Source organism: Mariniflexile ostreae (assembly GCF_042427585.1).
Lineage (GTDB): Bacteria > Bacteroidota > Bacteroidia > Flavobacteriales > Flavobacteriaceae > Pseudalgibacter > Pseudalgibacter ostreae.
Window position 1 is genome coordinate 1 of sequence record NZ_JBHMFC010000020.1, and the last position, 16,562, is coordinate 16,562.

The 16,562-nt window shown below is 35.2% G+C and carries 15 protein-coding genes and 1 pseudogene; 8 read left to right on the forward strand and 8 right to left on the reverse strand.

Annotated features, from left to right (window positions below; all coding sequences use genetic code 11):
- Positions 1 to 283 precede the first annotated feature (283 nt).
- From ACFFU9_RS06310 to ACFFU9_RS06330, 5 genes are all read left to right on the forward strand, one after another.
- On the forward strand, positions 284 to 502 hold the full coding sequence (locus ACFFU9_RS06310; protein WP_115813108.1) for a hypothetical protein: 219 nt from the start codon (positions 284 to 286) through the stop codon (positions 500 to 502).
- Entirely contained in the window at positions 502 to 807 is a 306-nt protein-coding gene (locus tag ACFFU9_RS06315) for a type II toxin-antitoxin system RelE/ParE family toxin (protein ID WP_379860552.1), read from the forward strand. Before ACFFU9_RS06310 ends, ACFFU9_RS06315 begins: the two co-directional genes overlap by 1 nt.
- Before the next feature lie 73 nt (positions 808 to 880).
- Positions 881 to 1,594 (forward strand): reverse transcriptase domain-containing protein, encoded by a 714-nt coding sequence (locus ACFFU9_RS06320; RefSeq protein WP_379860553.1) that lies wholly within the window; start codon positions 881 to 883, stop codon positions 1,592 to 1,594.
- Between the two features lie 188 nt (positions 1,595 to 1,782).
- A complete protein-coding gene (locus ACFFU9_RS06325; RefSeq protein WP_379860554.1) occupies positions 1,783 to 2,019 on the forward strand; it encodes a hypothetical protein in 237 nt (78 codons plus the stop codon).
- Positions 2,001 to 2,300 carry a type II toxin-antitoxin system RelE/ParE family toxin gene (locus ACFFU9_RS06330; protein WP_379860555.1) on the forward strand — a complete coding sequence of 100 codons (300 nt, stop codon included), beginning with the start codon at positions 2,001 to 2,003 and terminating at the stop codon, positions 2,298 to 2,300. The genes ACFFU9_RS06325 and ACFFU9_RS06330 overlap by 19 nt, the downstream gene beginning before the upstream one ends.
- A gap of 286 nt (positions 2,301 to 2,586) precedes the next feature.
- Here ACFFU9_RS06330 and ACFFU9_RS16225 read toward each other — a convergent pair.
- The 4 genes and pseudogenes from ACFFU9_RS16225 to ACFFU9_RS06345 form a co-directional block, all read right to left on the reverse strand.
- Positions 2,587 to 2,754, reverse strand: a pseudogene (locus tag ACFFU9_RS16225) (IS91 family transposase); the annotation flags it as partial.
- 967 nt (positions 2,755 to 3,721) lie between these two features.
- Positions 3,722 to 7,414 (reverse strand): phosphoribosylformylglycinamidine synthase, encoded by a 3,693-nt coding sequence (gene purL, locus ACFFU9_RS06335; protein WP_379860556.1) that lies wholly within the window; start codon positions 7,412 to 7,414, stop codon positions 3,722 to 3,724.
- A gap of 111 nt (positions 7,415 to 7,525) precedes the next feature.
- Complete coding sequence (locus tag ACFFU9_RS06340) at positions 7,526 to 8,386, reverse strand: fructosamine kinase family protein (protein ID WP_379860557.1); 861 nt, start codon at positions 8,384 to 8,386, stop codon at positions 7,526 to 7,528.
- A 106-nt stretch (positions 8,387 to 8,492) separates the two neighbouring features.
- Complete coding sequence (locus ACFFU9_RS06345) at positions 8,493 to 9,707, reverse strand: RsmB/NOP family class I SAM-dependent RNA methyltransferase (RefSeq protein WP_379860558.1); 1,215 nt, start codon at positions 9,705 to 9,707, stop codon at positions 8,493 to 8,495.
- A 547-nt stretch (positions 9,708 to 10,254) separates the two neighbouring features.
- On the opposite strand from ACFFU9_RS06345, the gene ACFFU9_RS06350 reads away from it, so the two are divergent.
- The 3 genes from ACFFU9_RS06350 (at position 10,255) to ACFFU9_RS06360 (ending at position 12,843) form a co-directional block, all read left to right on the forward strand.
- Positions 10,255 to 10,839 (forward strand): YceI family protein, encoded by a 585-nt coding sequence (locus tag ACFFU9_RS06350; protein WP_379860559.1) that lies wholly within the window; start codon positions 10,255 to 10,257, stop codon positions 10,837 to 10,839.
- 29 nt (positions 10,840 to 10,868) lie between these two features.
- Positions 10,869 to 12,140, forward strand: coding sequence for a hypothetical protein (locus ACFFU9_RS06355; RefSeq protein ID WP_379860560.1), 1,272 nt, complete (start codon positions 10,869 to 10,871; stop codon positions 12,138 to 12,140).
- 118 nt (positions 12,141 to 12,258) lie between these two features.
- Positions 12,259 to 12,843, forward strand: a complete 585-nt coding sequence (locus tag ACFFU9_RS06360; RefSeq protein WP_379860561.1) for a YceI family protein — start codon at positions 12,259 to 12,261, stop codon at positions 12,841 to 12,843.
- A 38-nt stretch (positions 12,844 to 12,881) separates the two neighbouring features.
- Here ACFFU9_RS06360 and ACFFU9_RS06365 read toward each other — a convergent pair whose 3' ends face one another.
- From ACFFU9_RS06365 to ACFFU9_RS06380, 4 genes are all read right to left on the reverse strand, one after another.
- On the reverse strand, positions 12,882 to 13,718 hold the full coding sequence (locus ACFFU9_RS06365; protein ID WP_379860562.1) for a GIN domain-containing protein: 837 nt from the start codon (positions 13,716 to 13,718) through the stop codon (positions 12,882 to 12,884).
- A gap of 204 nt (positions 13,719 to 13,922) precedes the next feature.
- On the reverse strand, positions 13,923 to 15,683 hold the full coding sequence (locus tag ACFFU9_RS06370; protein ID WP_379860563.1) for a PspC domain-containing protein: 1,761 nt from the start codon (positions 15,681 to 15,683) through the stop codon (positions 13,923 to 13,925).
- On the reverse strand, positions 15,676 to 16,020 hold the full coding sequence (locus ACFFU9_RS06375; RefSeq protein WP_379860564.1) for a PadR family transcriptional regulator: 345 nt from the start codon (positions 16,018 to 16,020) through the stop codon (positions 15,676 to 15,678). Before ACFFU9_RS06375 ends, ACFFU9_RS06370 begins: the two co-directional genes overlap by 8 nt.
- A gap of 64 nt (positions 16,021 to 16,084) precedes the next feature.
- Positions 16,085 to 16,522 (reverse strand): DUF4870 domain-containing protein, encoded by a 438-nt coding sequence (locus tag ACFFU9_RS06380; RefSeq protein ID WP_379860565.1) that lies wholly within the window; start codon positions 16,520 to 16,522, stop codon positions 16,085 to 16,087.
- Between the last annotated feature and the right edge of the window lie 40 nt (positions 16,523 to 16,562).

Sequence of the window (16,562 nt, forward strand, 5' to 3'; positions counted from 1 at the left end):
TCGAAGTCTAGGCTTCACCGTATATATTAACCTTAATTCTCTCTTTTATTCTTTCTGATTATATATCAAATTTAATAAAAGACAAACTTAAGCCGTATATAATTTATTGCTGGCTTTTTGCTTACTTACGAAAGTCCTCGCGGACTTTATTTGTCCGTAATTATTTACTAAATTAGTTGCTTGAAACACGCAACAAACCATACACATAAACATTGGGCTTCATACTGACAAAAAATCGAACTGAATCATATTTTTTGTACATTTGATTAAAAGAAACTTTAAAATGGACATCCGAACAACAAAACTTGAACTACTAAAAACGATTTTGGAGACTGAAAACACTGATTTTATCCAAAGAGTAGCTGACTTTGTCAAAAAAGAAAAAGTCGATTTTTGGGATGAATTGACTTTATTTGAACAAACTGAAATAAAACAGGGTATTGAGGAATTGGATAAAGGTAAAAGGGTTTCTTACGAGTCATTCCTCAAGAAAATTTCTTAATGAAAGTCTTTTTATCCGAACTTGCCGAATCAAAACTTCTAAAACTATCTGAATATTTAATCGAAGAGTGGAATTTAAAAACTCGTGACAAGTTTATCTCAAAGCTGAACGATAAAATCAAACAAATATCAAGTCAACTTGATAGTTGTCCGAAATCCTCGGAATTTAAAAATCTTTATAAATGTGTTGTAACAAAGCAAACGACATTTTTCTACAGAATAATAGCTGAGCAAAAAGAAATAGAAATAATTACAATTTTTGACACACGACAAAATCCTGATAAATTACAAAAGGACATCGATTAAAAAGTACGAAAGCCCAACACCTTATGTAATTTATTGTTACTTCTAGCTGGGCGGCAGGCGTCATTTAGGAGGCATGACCATTATTTGGGCTTATTTACGGAACTCGGGAACCCGTGCCAGGATGCAAAGTGAAATGCACAAATTAGCCAATCTGCTTTTGCATTACACCTTGGATGTTTGGCTTGGAAGATTGGACCCTTCTATTGAATTTGTATGTTATGCAGATGATATTATCATTCATTGTTCGACACAAGGTCAGGCAGAGCAAAACCTACAGAAGATTAAAGAAAGGGTGGGGTATTGTGGATTGACATTACATCCAGACAAAACGAAGATCGTATATTGTAAGGATTTTAGAAGGCAACAAAAGTATAAAAAGGTAAAATTTGACTTTTTAGGGTATACTTTTCAGCCACGCACCTCAAAATCAAAGAAAACAGGGAAACTGTTTTTGGGATTTGATTGTGCAATCAGTATTCAATCAAAATCACGAATACTTGAACAGATCAGGAAAATGGAAACCCCAAGAATGCGATGTAACAGTATTACTGGCATTGCAGATCACTTGAACCCAAAACTTCGAGGGTGGATACGTTACTTTGGAAAATACCGAGGGTACAGTCTGTCAAAAGTGTTTTATATATTGCGTATAAAGCTGGTAAGATGGGCAAGGTATCACTATAAACGGTATAGGAATAATCTAACGAAAGCCTATAAATGGTTAGATAGAGTTCGGGAACAATACCCAAGTTTATTTTATCATTGGTACATTGGTTACTCGAATTAAAGGTGTTAATTGAATAAGAAGAGCCGTATGATGGGAGACTATCTCGTACGGTTCTGTGAGAGGCTCGGGGCGAAACTCCCCTTGTCTACTCGACACAAGACCGTTGGCAAACATAAAAACTCATACACGATAATTAGAGGTTTCAAGAAAAATCACTATTTTTGATAAATGGCAAAAATTGGATTAAAATGGATATAGCAGCTCAAATAAAAAATAACTTGATTTCGAGAATTAAGGATTCTAAAGATTTAAATTTTTTGAAAGCTCTTCAAACAATATTTGATTCATCCGAACAGGAATTATACCAATTATCTTCTGAACAGAAAGATGCTATTTCAATTGGTAGAAAACAAATAAAAAAAGGTCAGTTTTCAAGTAACGAATCTGTAATTTCTGAAATGAAAGAATGGCTAACAAAAAAATAATTTGGTCAGATATAGCCAAATCGGAGTTTCGGGGCATTCTTGAATTGTATATTGAAAGAAATAAAACCGCTACATATAGTTTAAAACTTCTTGATGAAACAGAAGATTTATTAAAAACTTTCTCAAAAAACGAATTTATTGGACGATTAACATCAAATAAAAAAACACGGGTAATACCAATGAAAGTCTATTTAATTTTTTATGAAATAAAAGAAGATACCATTGAAATAGTTTCATTCTGGGATAATAGACAAGACAATAAAAAAATTAACATCAAATAAATTAAGTTTGCCAAAATAACTAAGTATTCGGCTCGCCGATAGGCTAGAGCTGAATATGGTGTTGACGCATCCGGTTGATTTGCCACTCTATGGGTAAAACGATGGCTGGGGAGAAGGGTAATAGGAGGTTCTATTGTTTTTTACCTGCTAAACAGGTATCGAACTTACTCCATTTTAAATTTTATTTTGGTTTTTAGGTGTTTCTTTTTCTAAAAGTGTTGGTTTTTAGCGTTTCATTTTGAGGTTTAGGCATAGCAGGGCCTGTCCGCAGGTGCAGATTGTTTTTTTAGCTGCTTAAATTCAATTTTCTATCTTTTAATAAAATGCGCCAATTCTCGGGAGATCCACGATCATTGAACAGCAGAATCGTATGCAATCTTCCTTTTTTACAGATAGGACATCGGCGGTGCAAAAGGGGCTCTTTTGTTAGGGCAACCTCTATTTTTACCGTAGCTTAGCCCCTTAATAGTTCCGAACTAAATAACAAACATCGAAAAACCAAGCAGAACTTAAAAAGCACTATACACAACAACAACAACATATTGGGTATTATGAAAATAATAAAAAAGTAATTGGAATTAACTTTGTTAAAATTAATAAAGATTGTTTTAATAAATCTGAATGGGTACTTAATTAATGGTTTATACAGACTTCCGATTATGAAGGTCAATGAAAAACTTATTTATTTGACAGAATAGTTATTGATAAATAACGGTTTAGAACAATATATAAAAATAATAGCGGTTTAATCGCTAAACAGAAAGCAAGTAAATATAAAAAAGGTCTGTATTAAACCGAAAAATTAGTGCATAAATCCGCTACTTTCCATACGTGTGCCGAGAGTAACGACCGGCTGAAAGTCGTTACGTAACTGTTTATGAGATGGTGGAACCGACCCACCGATGTTGTCCTACAGGGGAGCGCATCAAACCCCCCATAAGGTGCTTTGGTAAAGAGCCCAGGTATTGAGCGTGGTCAGGTATAAATAATGGAGATGAATGCAAATGAACCTCTGATGAAGTGTCGAGAAAGTGCAACCTTCTGTCAAAAGTGTTTGAAGTATGACAAACATTATAAGTCCAGCCGTCACCTGTTTATTGGCTGGGCGGCAACCGTAGTATACGAGGCATGACATCTATCTAGGCTTATAGATGGAACACAGGAAGCCTTACATTAATGCCAAAGGGAAAAATCAAGTAGAATAATTGCAAAATGATTAGCAATGTAGTGTAAGGTGGCGGGCTACCCCGCAGTAGTATTCAATGCACCAATACAATAAGCCATAGCTGAACATTGTGCGCTCTATTTCGCCAAATCTAGAATTACAAAATAATATTAAGCGACCAATTAGTTTAAGAAAACTAACAGACTTAAACAACAAAGTTAATCTCACATATTTTAAAAACTGGATAGAAAAACAATTAATGCTTTTCTATCCAATTTTTTGCATTTACAAACGCTTCTAACCAAGGCGACACCTCATCTTGTCTGCCCTCTGGGTAATGTGCCCAGTTCCATTGGAAGATAGATCGTTCAATATGTGGCATAGTTACTAAATGCCGTCCTGTTTTATCACACATCATGGCTGTATTAAAATCAGATCCATTTGGATTTGCAGGATAGCCTTCGTAACCATATTTGGCTACAATATGATATCGGTCTTCAGTATATGGTAATGTAAATTTGCCTTCACCATGGGAAATCCAAACCCCTAAGGTGCTTCCGGCCAAGCTCGATAACATGATGGAGTTGTTTTCCTGTATTTTTACAGATGTAAAACCACTTTCGTGCTTTTTCGAATCGTTATAACTTAGTTTTCCATGACTCTCATGTTCAGGATTTACTAAATCCAATTCCATCCATAGTTGTGCTCCGTTACAGATACCTACAGAAAGCGTGTCTTCTCTTTTAAAGAAATCTTGAATCACTTTATTGGCTTTTTCATTGTATTTAATAGCGCCAGCCCAGCCTTTTGCAGAGCCCAGCACATCGGAGTTGCTAAAGCCTCCCACAGCGCCTAAAAACTGGATGTCTTCTAAGGTTTCACGTCCCGATATTAAATCGGTCATGTGTACATCTTTTACATCAAATCCCGCTAAATACATGGCGTTTGCCATTTCACGTTCAGAATTACTGCCTTTTTCTCTAAGAATAGCTGCTTTGGGCCTTGTTTTTCCTGCCGTTGGTAATTTTCCTGTAAAATGTTCAGGGAATGTATAGGCTAAAGCTTGGTTCTTATAATTATCAAACCGGTCCTTAGCTAAACCATTGGCGGTTTGCTTTTGGTCTAAAAGAAAAGAGGTTTTATACCAAACATCTCTAGTTTCGGCAACATTAAAGCTGAAGGCATCATCATGGTTCTTAATGGTTACGGTTCCCGAAGGATTTACTGAGCCTATGTTGAAAAAAGGAATGTTGTTTTCAGATAAAATAGGCTCTATAGACGCATCTGCTTGAAAAACAATTCCTGAATTCTCAGAAAATAAAAGCTTTATAGAATCGTCTTCTTTCAATCCTGATAGATCAAAATCTGCACCTAAATTAATATCTGCAAAACAGAGCTCTAAAAGCGTTGTAATTAATCCACCAGACGCTACATCGTGTCCTGCTTTAACTTTATCGGTTTTAATTAGATTTTGGATGGTATTAAAAACCGTTTTTACAAACGCTGGATCTTTTACATTAGGGGTATCACTTCCAATGGCATTTAAAACTTGATTGAAAGAACTTCCACCCAATTTAAAATTATCTTGCGAGATGTTAATGTAGTAAATGGCACCAGAATTTTGTTTTAAAACGGGTTCTACAACTTTTGTAATATCATTACAGTTGGCCCCCGCTGAAATAATTACGGTTCCAGGAGAGATGACATCGCCATCGGGGTATTTTTGTTTCATGGAAAGCGAATCTTTCCCTGTAGGCACATTAATGCCTAAATCTATAGCAAATTCTGAAACTGCTTGAACAGCCTCGTACAACCGCGCATCTTCACCTTCATTTTTACAGGGCCACATCCAGTTTGCCGATAAAGAAACAGATTGTAAGCCATCTTTTAAAGGGGCCCAGACCATGTTTGTTAAAGATTCTGTAATAGCATTTCTACTACCAGCTGCAGGGTTGATTAATCCCGAAATAGGGGCATGGCCGATAGAGGTGGCAACACCTTCTTTACCTTTATAGTCTAGCGCCATAACACCTACATTATTTAGAGGTAACTGTAGAGCGCCAACACATTGTTGCTTTGCTACTTTACCACCAACACAGCGGTCTACTTTATTTGTTAACCAATCTTTACAACCTACAGCTTCTAACTGTAAAACTTGATTTAAGTAGATGTATAAGTTTTTGGTTTTATAGCGTGGGTTTTTATAGTTTCTAACAACTGTTTTGTCTGTTAAAATTGTTTTTGGAGAACTTCCAAACATATCTTCTAAAGCAAGGTCCATAGGTTTGTCTCCGTGGGTCTTAGATTCGAAAGTAAAGCGATTGTCGCCAGTAACATCACCAACGGTGTACATGGGCGAACGCTCGCGATCTGCAATTTTATGTAGGGTGTCTATATGTTTTTCACTAATCACCAATCCCATACGTTCTTGAGATTCGTTGCCAATTATTTCTTTGGAAGAAAGAGTTGGGTCGCCAACAGGCAATTTATCTAAATTGATATGTCCACCTGTATCTTCAACCAATTCCGATAAACAATTTAAATGTCCGCCAGCACCATGATCATGAATAGAAACAATAAAATTTTCATCGCTTTCTACCATGCCACGAATGGCATTGGCAGCACGTTTTTGCATTTCTGGATTAGAACGTTGCACGGCATTTAACTCAATTCCTGAAGCAAATTCTCCAGTATCTGCAGAGGAAACTGCTGCACCGCCCATTCCAATTCTATAGTTTTCGCCACCCAGAATTACAATTTTATCCCCTTCTTTAGGCGTGTCTTTTAAAGCTTGTTCCGCTTTGCCGTAGCCTATGCCTCCTGCTTGCATGATTACCTTATCGAATCCTAGTTTCCTAGCTTTTGAAGTGCTAGAAGAGTCATTCTCCTCATGCTCGAAAGTTAAAACAGAGCCCGTAATTAAAGGTTGTCCAAATTTATTTCCAAAATCTGAAGCACCATTGGACGCTTTTATTAAAATATCCATGGGGGTTTGGTAAAGCCATTTTCTAGCTTCAAACTTTTGCTCCCAAGGCCTGCCTTTAGAGGAGTTGGTTGGGGCTTCTAAACGAGAATAAGAGGTCATGTAAACCGCTGTTCCTGCTAAAGGTAAGGACCCTTTTCCGCCAGCAAGCCTATCTCTAATTTCTCCCCCAGCACCCGTTGCAGCACCATTAAAAGGCTCTACGGTTGTTGGAAAGTTATGAGTTTCTGCCTTAAGCGAAATAACCGATTCAAAATCTTTAGTAGTGTAGTACTCTGGAATATCAGCACGTTTAGGTGCAAATTGTTCCACTTTTGGCCCTTTTATAAAGGCTACATTATCTTTATAGGCCGAAACAATATCGTTAGGATGTTGCTTCGAAGTTTCTTTAATTAACTTGAAAAGTGACACGGGTTTTTCCTCACCATCGATTACAAACGTGCCGTTAAAAATTTTATGGCGACAGTGTTCGCTGTTCACTTGTGAAAATCCAAAAACCTCGGAATCTGTAAGGGGGCGGCCAATTTTTTTGGAAACCTCTTCCAGATAGACAATCTCTTCTTCATTCAACGATAGGCCTTCTTGCTCATTATAAGCTGAGATATCTTGAATGTTAAGAATGGTTTCTGGTTGGATATCGACGGTAAAGGTGTTTTGGCCTAAACTGTTAAATTTTTCAGAAATCATAGGGTCGAACGCTATGAAATCTTTAGAAACCGCTTTAAATTCTTCAATTCTTAGAATATCGTAAATCCCCATATTTTGAGTAATCTCAACGGCATTCGTACTCCATGGTGTTATCATGGCAGCACGTGGCCCTATAAAAAAAGCATCTAAAGTAGTTTGCTCAATTTTAGGTTGATTACCAAATAACCATACTAATTTGGAGATGGTTTCGGTCGATAATTCTTTTGTTGTTTGAACAGCAAATACTTTACTGGTTACGTTTCCAAAGAAATGAATCATTGTGTCTTGATTTGTGAGTTTAAATAATTTGCAAATTTACAATTTTTTACTGATTATATTTTTGCTTTTTTATGAAAGGCCTAGCTTTTATATCGTTTTTTAAAAGGCTTATTAAAAATATTTTTTTAAAATAGACATAACATTGCTATAATACAGTTTTCCAAAGAGATTTAAATGGACTAAAAGATAATAGAGTTGATAGATTTCTAGCCTAATTGTAGTGTTTTCATCATTTGGAATCATGCTGCTGTAAGCCGTATAGAAATTGTTGCTAAAACCACCAAATAATTTGGTCATGGCTATATCCACTTCGTGGTGTCCAAAATAGACTGCTGGGTCGATAAGGTAAGGGGTGCCACATTTAGAAATAAGATAATTGCCTTGCCATAGATCGCCATGCACTAAAGTGGGACGTATGTTTTTAAACAAAGGCTCTACTACACTTGTGATGTTCTGTTCTGTTGGACATTCATGATTGGAAAGTAAGTGTTTTTGCTTTGCCAACTCCAGCTGTGGCCCTAAACGCTCTTGGGCAAAAAAGGCGCTCCAATTAGTGTGCAGAGTGTTGCTTTGCGGTAAACTCCCAATAAAATTATCGTGGTTTAATCCAAAATCTTTAGAACTGGATTGATGTAATTGGGCTAATTGCCGCCCTAGGGTCTCAAAATCTTTTGAGGAAGCAGGTTTGGACTCTATAAATTCCATTACTAGAAAAGCAGAACCTTTAACTTTTCCACATGCCACAACTTTGGGAGTTTTTATTGTGTTGCTATTGTCAATGCACTGCAATCCAAAGGCTTCTGTTTGAAACATTTTTAGAGCATCTCCAGTTGGGTTCAATTTTAAAAAGTAAGAGCTGTTGGGAGTATCCATGCGATAAGCTTTTGAAATATCGCCACCAAGAACAGGAGACACCTTTATAATGCTTTCGCTTAGTAAATCTGATAGATGGTATTTTAAACCTTGATCCATGACTTTTTAATCATTTTCATCAAAAGATTTTAGAATTTTAGCATCTCATAAAACAAACATCCATTATATGGTTTTGAGATACCATTCAAAGTGGCAAGCACATTCCTTAGGCTTTTCTTTCCAACAGCGCCATGTAAAAACCATCGAAACCAGATTTATGCGCCAATACTTTTTTGTCTTTTATCAAAGAAAAATTACCACCAGCTTCTGACTTTAAAAAGCTAGCCACTTGATTTTGGTTTTCCGAGGGCAATACAGAACAGGTCGCGTACACCATTTGCCCGCCCACTTTAACCATTCTGGAATATTGTTGAAGGATGTCTTGTTGGGTTACTTTTATCTTTTCAATAAACTCTGGCTGTAATTTCCATTTGGCATCGGGGTTTCTACGCAGTACACCTATGCCAGAGCAGGGGGCGTCAATCAATACCCGGTCTGCTTTATCGTAAAGTTTTTTAATTACTTTAGTAGATTCGATGGCTCGTGTTTCGATATTATGTGCACCATTACGTTTGGCCCTACGCTTGAGTTCGTTTAATTTATTGCCATAAATATCCAAGGCAATTATTTGTCCTTTATTTTCCATTAAAGACGCGATATGCAATGTTTTTCCACCAGCGCCTGCGCAGGCATCTACCACGCGCATGCCCGGTTGAACATTTAAATACTCAGCGACCAATTGAGAGGAGGCGTCTTGCACTTCAAAATGGCCATTTTGAAAGGCTTCTGTAGTAAATACATTGGCACGTTCTTTTAATTTTAGAGCGTTAGGATACTCTTTTAATATTTCGGTTTCAATATCTAAGTCAAATAAAGTTTCTTGTAACTTTTCTTTAGTGGTATTAAGGGTGTTAACTCTTAAAATAACATCGGCTTGTTCATTTAAAGCGGTTATTTCTTTAGTCCAAACCGCTTCTCCTAACTCTTTCTCTCCCATTATGTCCATCCAATCGGGAATGGATTCCTTGAACTTCCGAATTTTAGAAAGTTCATCAAAGCGTCCTTTTATTTTACGGGTTGGCGTTTGTTCAAAATAAGACCAATCGGGTAATTTTATACCTTTTAAAGTTGCCCAAACAGCAAACATGCGCCATAAGTTTTCACGATCAAAAGGTTCTTTAACTTCAGCAATTTCTGCATACAAACGTTTCCAACGTACAATATCATAAGTGGTTTCTGCAACAAAAGCCCTGTCGCGTGCCCCCCAACGTTTATCACGTTTTAAAAGTTGTTGTATAACCTTATCGGCATAGTTTCCTTCGTTAAAAATCAAAGTTAACCCGTCAATAACGGCAAAGCATAAATTTCTATGTAATCGCATGGTGTGTAAATAAGGTTGCAAAGTTACGTTTAAAATATGTACTTGTTTAATCGTTTATGAGTTTATTGAAAAACACTTTTGTTTTTTTTAATATTAAAATGTTTCAAAAGGCATAGCTGTAATGCCGCTGATAAGAATTTTACATGACGAGATATAAAAGTGAACCCTTTTTAAGGGTTTCCCATAACTAGTGTGGCTTTTATAAACTTTAATGTGACATGTTAGACCATTGTGTGAAATGGCAACATTCATAATTGAAATTTGTTAAAAAAAACATGATTTTAAAAAGATATATATTGAAATTAGCTTAAGAAAGCTTTGAAAGTCGATTAAATAAGGGTTTTTTTGCACTTTTATTTATAAAAATTAAAATCCACACGATTTATGCCTAATCTGTTTGGTTTGTGCTTTTTAGGGTGTATATTTAAAGTGGATATTTAAGTCCTATTTAAGGATTGTTATTTATAATGATTCTTAATATGACAAAAATCATAAAATAGAACTGAGGCTTTATAGAGCTTTGTACCATAATATAAAAAAGATTGTTATGCTTAAATTAAAAAAAATGAATAGAATTATGTTGAAAGTTTTTGCTTTGTTCCTCTTGACCTCAAGTATTGGCCAAGCCCAGGAATTCAATTTAAATAACCAAGAATCTTCATTGAAGGTATTGGGGACATCAAATGTGCATGATTGGGAATTGGAAGCCGAAAACTTAAGAGGAAAAATAAGTTTTAAAAATTTAAATGAATGTATTATTGAGGCATGTAACATTGAAGTTACGGTAGAGGGATTAAAAAGTGGTAAATCCTCTATGGATAAAAACACGTTTAAAGCTTTAAAATCAGAAAAACATAAAACAATATCTTTTAAACTGGTAGAAGTAAAGACAGTGGAAAATAAAGATGCTGGTAAATTTTCTGTACAATCTGTAGGTGATTTAACTATAGCAGGCGTTAAAAAGCGTGTAGATTTAAATTTCATTTTAAACCATACTGAAGGAAAAGTAAATTTAACAGGAGAAAAGAAAATTAAAATGACCGATTTTAATGTAGACCCTCCCAAGGCTATGTTTGGTGCTATTACTACAGGAGACGAAGTACTCATTAAATTCTCAACGCAATTAAAGTAAAATTAAAGCAAATTTTAAATTAAGAAACTATGAAAGCAATATTAAAAAAAGCAATATTATCAACAGTCATATTAACGGGGTTTACTTTTTATGCCCAAAACAGAACGCTTGATAATTATAGACAACCAGATAAAAACGGTATAAATGTATTTGAAAGTGAAAAAAGTACTAGCTCATCTTTTGATGGGGTAAAAGTTAGAATTGGTGGATCGTCTACATTGCAATTTCAATCTATTGAAAACGAAAATTCTGGTGCGATTCCTTTAGCAGAAATAGGAAGTAATTTTAACTTGGCTACTGCTAATTTAGATTTAGACGTGGCTTTGTACGATGGGGTTAGAATGCACTTGCGTACCTATCTATCTTCTCGTCACCACAACGAACCGTATGTGAAAGGTGGGTATTTTCAGATAGATAAGTTGGATTTTGTTAGTGAAGGTTTTTTGGAAAACTTTATGAAGCATGCGACTATTAAAGTTGGACACATGGAAAATAACTATGGTGATGCACACTTTAGAAGAAGTGACAATGCACAAACCATTTTTAATCCATTTGTGGGTAACTTGATTATGGATTCGTTTACTACAGAGGTAGGTGCGGAGCTGTACTATAAAGCAGATAACGGATTTTTAGGAATGGTTGGTTTTTCTAATGGTAAATTAAACCAAAATGTTAAAAAATCTTCAGAAGGTACTACAGGTGGCGCAGCATTTTTGGCAAAACTAGGATATGATAAACAAATTACGGATGATATTCGGTTTAGATTAACAGGGTCTTTATATAATACAGGATACGCACAAAATGTGTATTTGTATAGTGCAGATAGAGCAGGTTCTAGATATTATAGCATTATGCAAGATGCAACGGCTACAAGTGATAACTTTAGATCAGGTCGATTTGATCCTGGTTTTAAAAACAAAATTACTGCTGTTATGATAAATCCATTTATAAAATATGGTGGGTTAGAATTTTTTGGAACGGTGGAGTTAACTTCAGGAAAAAGCTCAAGTGAAGTAGATAGAAGAAATACGGAACAATATGCAGCAGAAGCACTTTACCGATTTGGTCAAGAAGAAAAATTCTATTTAGGTACACGTTATAATACGGTTAGTTCTGAACTGATAACAGGTGATGATATAACTATGGATAGATTCCAGTTAGGTGCAGGTTGGTTTATGACTAAAAATATCTTAATGAAGGCAGAATATGTTGTTCAAAACTATAACGACTATCCTGTTGGAAATCTTCTTGAAGACGGTAAGTTTAACGGATTTACTCTAGAAGCGGCCATAAGTTTCTAAGTAAAAAAGAATATAAGTTATTTAACAAGCCTCAAAGAATACTATTTAATTATTTGTAAAATATTAAATGGGTATGTACCTTGAGGCTTGTTTGTTTAAAAATATGAGATAAAATATTATGAAAACGCTAACACTCTTTATTTTTAGTTTAATCTCGTTTGCATTTGCAAAAGGCGATACAGCAGCTGCAGAAGCTTTGGTCCTGGTTACACCAAGCAGTAGTTTGTCTGTTAAAGGCACTACTAATGTTAATGATTTTGAATGTGCTTATAATATGGATGAATTAAAACATCCAATTTCAGTTTTTTTTAAAAAACAAGGGGATAAGCTTGTTTTTAGAAGAACAGCTCTAGTTTTAGATAATAGTTGCTTTGATTGTGGAAGTAAAGGAATTAATAGTGACTTTCAAAAAATTTTAAAAACAGAGAAGCAACCAAAAATTTACTTGTATTTAAAAGAATTAAAAGCAAAAAACGCGAGTCCTAAAATAAATTTAGCTTCTGTAGATATAAAAATTGCTGGCATTACAAATGCTTATGAAATACCTGTAACCATTATAGATAAGGATAACATGTCTGTAAACGGGCGTGTAAGTATTCGTTTAAGTGATTTTAATATGGAGGGGCCTAAAAAGCTTTTTGGTCTTATAGAGGTTGATGATACGGTGAAAATAGATTTTCAATTGGAACTTAAGGAACTGTAATGTTAAAACATATCTCGACATCCATTCAATAACGTCTGTTATTTTAGCTTCTTTTGAAGTTTAGCAGTATCTGTTAAGCTGTTTATGGTGATTTTTGGGTTGTTATATAGATAAACACTGCTACTGCCAGAGGCTTCAATAGAAATGTTGTTTGTGGCATCAATTGTAGCTTCGCTAGTGTTTTCGCAATTAACATCACCAGTTTCTATGCTATAGTTTTTGCCCATAAACTGTGCAGAATTATTGGTGCGTAGCCATAAACTATGCCCTGTGCCATTAATCTCGGCATAGGCACGTTGATAGAGCATCGCTTTTAATGCTGTTGATGTTATTAAGCCATTCAATCTACTCGAATCATTTAAGATAAATTCAGAATGATGGCTTCTTAAATCCAATTTGGTTTTAGAACGATCATGTCCTTCAAATTTGAAGGAATCGGTTTTTATGGTTAAATCCATCTTTGATGAACCGCTTGCTTTTACATTGGCACAAGGTAATTCTAGTGTGTTTAAAGATTTTATCTCGGCTTTGTCACGTGTTCTAATCGTGTTAAGGTTTGTGTCGTAGGTTACTTTAATCTTTAATCTTTTTTTAGAAGTGATTTTATGTGTTTTGGTAAAAGAGAGCAGGCTGTCCCGAACATCAAATTGAATAACGGCATGGAGATTTTCGTCGGTTTCGATTTCCACAGAGGCTTGAGCACCATACTTAAGTTCAATCTCGAGATCTTGATTCACATCCAGGGTGTGAAATGAGTTTATAAGGGTTTCTTGAATAACGATAGTTCTATTCCCTTTTATTTTCTCGAGTTTTTGGGCATGAAGTGATAAACATAAAAATGAAATAAAAAATAAAACCCCTACGCTTTTGCCCATATTGTAACCTGTTATAATAATCTGGCAAAGATAAACAAAAACCTACTCTAAGTTTGGTAAATTGGCGATTAATGCTGGTTTGTTGCGGGGTGATCTGGGAACAGAGTCAGTGCTCGAATACAGTATTGCTCCATTTTTTTTTCGTCATTTTAAAATAAGTACAACATCCTTAGAAACTTCCAGAGCTGGTGTGTTTTAGTGTTTTTACGATTTTACCTTTATGCCTTTTTTGCTAATATTTATGTTAACGTCATCAGATTTTGCATCAAGGCCTTCTTGATTAATTTTTATATGGCTGGTATTGGATTTTAGTTCAATGCCATTTTTGTCAATTTTCACTTTTGGCATGTCCATTTCAATACTAAAATCATTATCATTTTTATTTGTGGAACAGTCTAAGCATTGGACATGTGGTTCAAAAACCTGTACAAAATGGTTAACATGTTCCTGGGTAATAACGCTATGGTTATTAGAACCACTATAATAAAAGCTTTCGGTACTTTTGTTGGAGTATATCACGCTGCCCTCAGGTAAATAGAGGGTAATCTTTACTTCTTGATCATTGTACCTATGTTTAGGGTCGGTGGTCCAGTAAGCATCCAATAGTAATTCATTATTTTTAAATTGATATTTGTACTGGATGTTTTTGGCTCGGTTTATTGCTTTATCATAATGACTTCCATCGGCGCTTTTAGCGATAACCATAGTGGCCAAACTATCTCTTGTAGGTTTTACAGCAATACGGATATCCGAGGCATAAATAAGCGGGCGCTGGTTTGCGTCTCTAATCATTTTAAAAGTATTTTCACGTCTTTTAAAATTGCCATTAAAAAGCTCATGTTCGCTCATGCTAATTTTTACAGTGTCTTGCGCTGTAATGGGCAGTTCGTATCTTTCCATATAGCGTTCTTCAAAAGCGTGTTCGCTGGCCTGTCTAATACCAATAACGATCAATCCAATTATCGAGATAAGCCATAAGCCTAACCATGTGAACTTGGCAATGCTACCAATAGATTTTAAGTTGTTCACCAAAATCTTCAACCCTAAATAGAATATAAAAAAGAAAGGGATGCCTATGGCAAAAAAACTGAAAATATATATAAGCCACAATGGTACGTTTGTAGCATTTAATAATGCCATTACGCCTAAGCCTCTAATTTGCACAATATCGATAACGCTTAACGAAAACAACGCAACAATTAAGGCTATAAGAACCGATGCAGCAAAAGCAATTAAAAAAACTCCGAAAATTTTAGCAAATATTTGGAGCGTAAACATCACCGCTTCGCTTAAACCATCGAAAAAAGATTTGGAAGTAGATTTTATACGTTGTCCTTGCTTTGGTAAGTCTACATTTTTAACGGTTTCAGAAACCGTTTTCGACACCGTGTCAAAACCGTCTTTAATTTTTTTTTCAATATTTGTGATGTTCACAGGCTCGCCATGCATCATTATTTTCTCGGCGGTAGTTTTCGCTTCCGGAACTAATATCCAAAAAAGGATGTAAATTAGAATAAAGGTACCTCCCGATCCAAAAACCAGAAGCAGCCAAATAAGGCGCATCCAAACGGCATTAATACCTAAATAATGGCCTAAACCTGATGCTACACCTCCTATGTACGAATTATCGGTGTCTCTAAATAGCTTTTTAGGCGTTTTTGTTTTTAAATGTGTTTTTGATTCGTCGTCAAAAATTTCATCATCTACTAAATAATCTTCCGGTTGGCCCATAATGGCAATAATAGCTTCCACTTCGTTAATACCGATTACTTGTTTGTCGTGTTTTACGCGCTCCATAAAAAGCTCAGCAATACGCGCTTCAATATCTGCGAGAATTTCAGAACGTCCATTAGAATCGGTAAACGAACGTTTTATGGCATCTAAATACCGTTGTAGTTTCAGGTAAGCGTCTTCATCTATATGAAAGAAGATACCAGCTAAATTTATATTGACCGTTTTATTCATCGTGTTTTGTTTTTTGGCTTGTTACTAGGTTTACGGCATTTTGTAAAGCATTCCATGTGCTATTCAGTTCATTTAAAAATAAGGTTCCTTTGTCGGTAAGACCATAATATTTTCTAGGAGGACCTGAGGTAGATTCTTCCCATCTATAATGAAGCAGTCCTGCATTTTTTAAACGCGTAAGCAAAGGGTATATCGTGCCTTCTACAACAAGTAGCTTGGCATCTTTTAAAGTACTCAGGATTTCTGCTACATAAGCGTCTTCGTCTTTTAAAACAGACAATATGCAGTACTCCAAAATGCCTTTGCGCATTTGCGCTTTTGTGTTTTCTATCTTCATAATCTAATGCCTTTTAAAAAATCGGTTTTTTATAATTTTAATAGCTTTTAATACGTGTAAGGTTTTACTTTATAAAGTGTATCGTTAACGGATATTGGTATAATACTCCATTTTTTGCTTTTAAGCTGGCCTTTATAATAAATGCTATTTCTAATAGGAAACCGATTATTATCAAAACACCTAAACTACCCAGAACGATAAGTAATGGGGTTAGTTGGTCTAGTGTTATATTATAATCATTAAAATGGATTGTATTAAAGCCTTTAAAAATATTGAAAAAAGTTAATGGTATAGCGAGCATTCCCAGTATGATAGTGTAAATAAAAATGCTAATCTGAAAATTTATAGCATATTTGCCATGGGCATCGATAAATGTCGATTTTTCTTTATTGCACCACCATAAAATCAATGGGCCTATAAAACTTCCAAACGGTATGATAAACCTGCTCAAGGTGGATAGGTGAATAAAAGTAGCAATGTTTTTATGATGTTTGCTTAGCATGATATTGGGTGTGTTAGTTGCTTTTTTTTTAATTTCATTT